The organism is Candidatus Culexarchaeum yellowstonense (genome assembly GCF_024707025.1).
In the GTDB taxonomy this organism is placed as follows: Archaea; Thermoproteota; Methanomethylicia; order Culexarchaeales; family Culexarchaeaceae; genus Culexarchaeum.
The window spans coordinates 1-4,336 of record NZ_JANGFQ010000191.1 but is presented as its reverse complement, the minus strand read 5'-3'; the positions used below and the strand labels follow the sequence as shown (position 1 = coordinate 4,336).

The window sequence follows — 4,336 nt, the reverse complement described above, 5'->3', positions numbered from 1 at the left end:
TGCTAACCCTTTAATCCTACTTATCTTTGCATCCTTCTCCACAACCCCCATCCTCCTAGCAACATGTAGTAGCTTCCACTGATATTCATGCGTATTCTTCAATGCATTGACAATCCCTTCATCTATACTTAAGCCTCTAATCAATTCAACTATTGATTCTGGGTTTATTGGATTTGGTGTTATCAATGCCACTCTATATGAATCTGAAATCCTCCTCACATTCATCCTCATCTTCTCAGTTATCTTGGATGAGAGTATTGCTGCCAGAGTTCTATTACCATTAGTTCCAAGTGGTACATGTACTACTATTATTCTCCCCAACCCTTCCACTATAACCCTATTTGATGTTGGTATTGGTATTCCACATTTCAAGTGTTCTCCCAAAATTTTCTTAGCATACTCTATTGCTTCCCCTGTTAATGGGTATTCGCTTAAATCTTCACTTCCAATTATCTTCTCCCTTAAATCAGCTGTTTCCATGGCTGCTTCCATGGATACTGGTATTAGTTCTCCAATCCATGCTGGTATTGCTGCAATTTCATCACCCATATACTCCACGTAGACTTTCATTTCATCTTCATCTACGTTTATAATTCTCCAAGCTCTCCCAGCAAGTATGAATGGTTCTTCCCCATGTATTGCAACGAATTCTTCATCTAGTTCTCCTATGGCTCTCATGTTCTCCGTAGATATGACTTTAAACCTCCTTACATCTGGTATTACTGATAGGTTTTCGTAGTAGTATTTCCATGTCCTAATCCCCCTAGCCTTAATGGTTCCATCTTCTTTGAAGTATCTTACAACTCCTATGCTTGATAGGAATGATGCAACTTCAGATATTTCATTTTCACTTATATCCCTATATGGGTATGCTCTTCTGAAAACCCTTTTAACATCGCTTATATTCATAGGTCCATTATCCATTATCAATCCAACAATTTGGTGGGCTAATACGTCTAAGGCTTTTTCATGGATCTTTGCCGGTTCTAGGATTCCATTAACCCCTCTCCTAGCTAGAACTGCTGATTCCAGTATGTCATCTAGGGTTGATGATATTATTGTTCCCTTTGAAGTCTCCATTAATTTGTGTTTTGATCTCCCAATTCTCTGTATTAGGTTTACTGTTTGTCTTGGTGATGTGTATTGTATTACGTAGTTTACGAGTCCAATGTCCAATCCAAGTTCTAGGGATGATGTACATACCAAGAGTTTTATCTTCCCATTCTTGAATTCCTCTTCAACTCTTATCCTCTCTTCCCTTGATAGTGAACCGTGATGTACGCCTATATCGAATGGTGGATTCATCTTCCTAATAATTGTTGCAAGGTATTCAGCTGTTTCCCTAGTGTTTGTGAAGAGTAGTGTTGATCCATTTTCCAATACCAACTCCACTATCCTCTTAATTCTAGGTATTATAGTCTCCGGTATATCTGCATCCACCTTCCCTTCAATCTTCATATCATTGGTTACGGCTTCAACTTTCACTTCAATCTTTTTACCAATGGTTGAATCCACTATCTCCACATCTCTCCCTTCACCTGATAGGAATTTAGCTGCTTCCCATGGGTTTCCAATGGTTGCGGATAACCCTATCCTCTGATATTCTCTTCCACATATCTCCCTAAGTCTTTCCAGTGCTAGGGATAGTTGAGCCCCTCTCTTATCTGATATGAATTCATGTATTTCATCTATTATCACATGTTTAACTTTTGATAGGTGTTTGCGCATCCTCTTCCCTGGCAGTATTGCTTGTAATGTTTCTGGTGTTGTTATCAGTATTTGTGGTGGTTTTATGGATTGCCTCCTCCTAGCAGTTTCAGGTGTATCTCCATGCCTAACTTCTATGGTTAACCCAGCTTTCAAAGCTATTTCCTGCATCCTCCTCAATATGTCCCTATTCAATGCTCTTAGGGGTGTTATGTATATTGCCCTAATCCCCCTAGCTTCTTCATCCAGTATCTTACTCATTACTGGGAATAGTGCTGCTTCAGTTTTACCTGAACCTGTGGGTGCTATGATTAACACATTCCTTCCATCAAGTATTTTCGGTATTGCCTCTTCTTGGGGTTCTGTGGGTTCTATGTATCCATACTCCACAATCACTTTCTTGAGCTTTTCATTTAGTTTTTGGAAGGATTTCATGGGCTTCTATATCTCCCTCACAATTCTCCTTATATTGCTACTTGAATCTATCTCCCTCTTTAAGTGTTCTCTTATGGCTGCTCTAATGAATTCACTTCTACTTGGATATATCCCCATCCTTACAATTTCATCCATAGCTTTAACATATTCCTCCGGTAACCTTATGCTTAGAACCTTCATTTCAACCACAATATTTATTGTTAAATTCATTTAGATATAGATTCTTGCAAAAACTATATTAACTGTTTAAACCCATAAGTCTTTTTGGTGCATCATTTGTCCATTACGTTTGAGAGGTTTAAGACTGGGTTGGCTATTTTGGATGAAGTTTTACCCAGCGGTATACCTAGGAATAATATGATAATGATTTTGGGTGAGGGTGGAACTGGGAAGTCTGTTTTCATGCTTCAATTGATGTATTCTAGGCTCTTGGCTGGTGAACCATGTATATTCATGTGTTTCGATGATACCCCATTGAGCATACTTCAATCCGCCAATGGCTTCAATTGGAATTTGCTTGATTATACTGGTAAGGGTCTTTTAAGGTTTATAGACTGCTATTCATTTAGGATGAGTCCAGATAAAGCTTCAATACCTGAATATGTGGTTTACGTTGAGAATCCTAGGGAGCTTTATGATTTAGTTGGCATTTTAACTGGTTTAATGGATAGGCTTGGGATGAAGGGGAGGGGGGCTGTATTCATAGATTCCCTAACTGAACTTATGAGTTTAAGTGAATCTGCAGTGGCCCTTGAGGTTGTTAAGATCATTAGGGCTGAATGCGCTAAGGAGAGGGGGGTTCCAGTTTTCGGCACATTCCATTTTGGAGTTAAACCTTATGATGATTTGGAGCAGATACTTGAGTATGTGGTTGATGGAATTATAGATTTAAGGTATGATCCACAGTATATGCAGCAAGGCTTCCTAGTTAAACAGTTTAGGGTTAGGAAGATGAAGGGGGCTCCCCATCATACTGGTTGGATTAGCTTCAATGTTGATTCCACTGGTATATTTAAGATTTCAACTAAAACTTAGGTTTCCGCAGTTCCCATAAATGCTCGAAATATATTTTTGCTATATTCGTTAAGACTTTATTGTTGGACCATATTGCCATTGGGGTTCCAAGGATTTCTCCAAGTAGGATTATTGCTTCATTTTCATCAACTATTATCCCCCCTCCAAACATCTCCCCTCCAACTTCCCCTCTAAATCCATAGTTGCTTAGTATTTTCAGATAGTCCTTGAGTTCTTCATCCAATAGTATCTTCACATCAACCCCCCTCTTCAAATTTGATAATAGTATATCTATGAATTCTTTGTGGGCTTTGAAAACTTTGCTGGTCAATGCAATCCTCAAAGTTTTATTTACCCTCCTAATTGAGTTTAAGGTTCTCTCAAGTATTATTCCCACACCTCTAAGTATCATTACTTCAGATTTCTCTTCAAATCCAGCTTTCTCGTATAGTGGTTGTAGCTCTCTAACTATTCTCTCCCCTTGAATCTTCATCTCCTCTATCCCTCTACTAATCTTATCATTTACAACTTCAATTGGGGGTTTTGCCCTATACCTCTTAGGCCTCCCCTCCAATGTGATTATCCATCCATCCTTTATTAGGCTTAGTAGTATGCTGTGTATTTTTGCGTATGGTATTCCTGAGTTTCTGCTAATGCTCTTAGCATCCCCCTCACCCATCATCATTAGTGCTAGGTATGCTTTAGCTTGGTAGCTTGTTAATCCAAACTTTTTAAGTAGTTTCAGTCTATCCTCCAATTCAACCTACCAATCAACATTTGAATTGTTGGATTATATTAATATATTGTTTGATGTTTGAATTTATTATTGTATTTGGTTTGGTGTTGGCCATGAAGGTTTTGAGGAAGACTCAAAGTTTATGTCCGGAGTGTTTGAAGGTTTTGGATGCTGAGGTTTATGTGTCTGATGATAATGTTGTTAGGATTAGGAGGGTTTGCCCTGAGCATGGGGAGTTTGATGAAGTTTACACATTCTCAGACCCTACACTTTATGAGTGGGCTGAGAGGTATGCTCATGAGCCCAGTGGAGTCACAACTCCACACACTAAGAGTGTTAGGGGGTGCCCATTTGATTGTGGTTTATGTGAGAAGCATAGTTCAGCTACTGTTCTAGCGATAATTGATGTTACGAATAGGTGTAATATGCGTTGCCCAATATGCT

The 4,336-nt window shown here is 38.9% G+C and carries 4 protein-coding genes and 1 pseudogene; 2 read left to right on the top strand and 3 right to left on the bottom strand.

Annotated features, from left to right (window positions below; all coding sequences use genetic code 11):
* Together MRT15_RS10920 and MRT15_RS10915 are read right to left on the bottom strand one after the other, a co-directional pair.
* Window positions 1-2,142, bottom strand: a 2,142-nt coding sequence (locus tag MRT15_RS10920; protein ID WP_304330216.1) for a DEAD/DEAH box helicase, incomplete at its 3' end; no start/stop codon positions are given.
* 6 nt (window positions 2,143-2,148) lie between these two features.
* A complete protein-coding gene (locus MRT15_RS10915) occupies window positions 2,149-2,322 on the bottom strand; it encodes a ribbon-helix-helix domain-containing protein (protein ID WP_304330214.1) in 174 nt (57 codons plus the stop codon).
* 96 nt (window positions 2,323-2,418) lie between these two features.
* Between MRT15_RS10915 and MRT15_RS10910 the strand changes: the two genes are divergently transcribed.
* Window positions 2,419-3,177, top strand: a complete 759-nt coding sequence (locus tag MRT15_RS10910) for an ATPase domain-containing protein (protein ID WP_304330213.1) — start codon at window positions 2,419-2,421, stop codon at window positions 3,175-3,177.
* Here MRT15_RS10910 and MRT15_RS10905 read toward each other — a convergent pair.
* A complete protein-coding gene (locus MRT15_RS10905; protein ID WP_304330212.1) occupies window positions 3,167-3,913 on the bottom strand; it encodes a TrmB family transcriptional regulator in 747 nt (248 codons plus the stop codon). The genes MRT15_RS10910 and MRT15_RS10905 overlap by 11 nt on opposite strands.
* Before the next feature lie 92 nt (window positions 3,914-4,005).
* Here MRT15_RS10905 and MRT15_RS10900 point away from each other — a divergent pair.
* A pseudogene (locus MRT15_RS10900) lies at window positions 4,006-4,336 on the top strand (radical SAM protein); the annotation flags it as partial.

Excerpts from the sequence above, each read along its gene's own strand:
- MRT15_RS10915 (WP_304330214.1), bottom strand. The coding sequence starts at position 2,322 with ATGAAGGTTCTAAGCATAAGGTTACCGGAGGAATATGTTAAAGCTATG.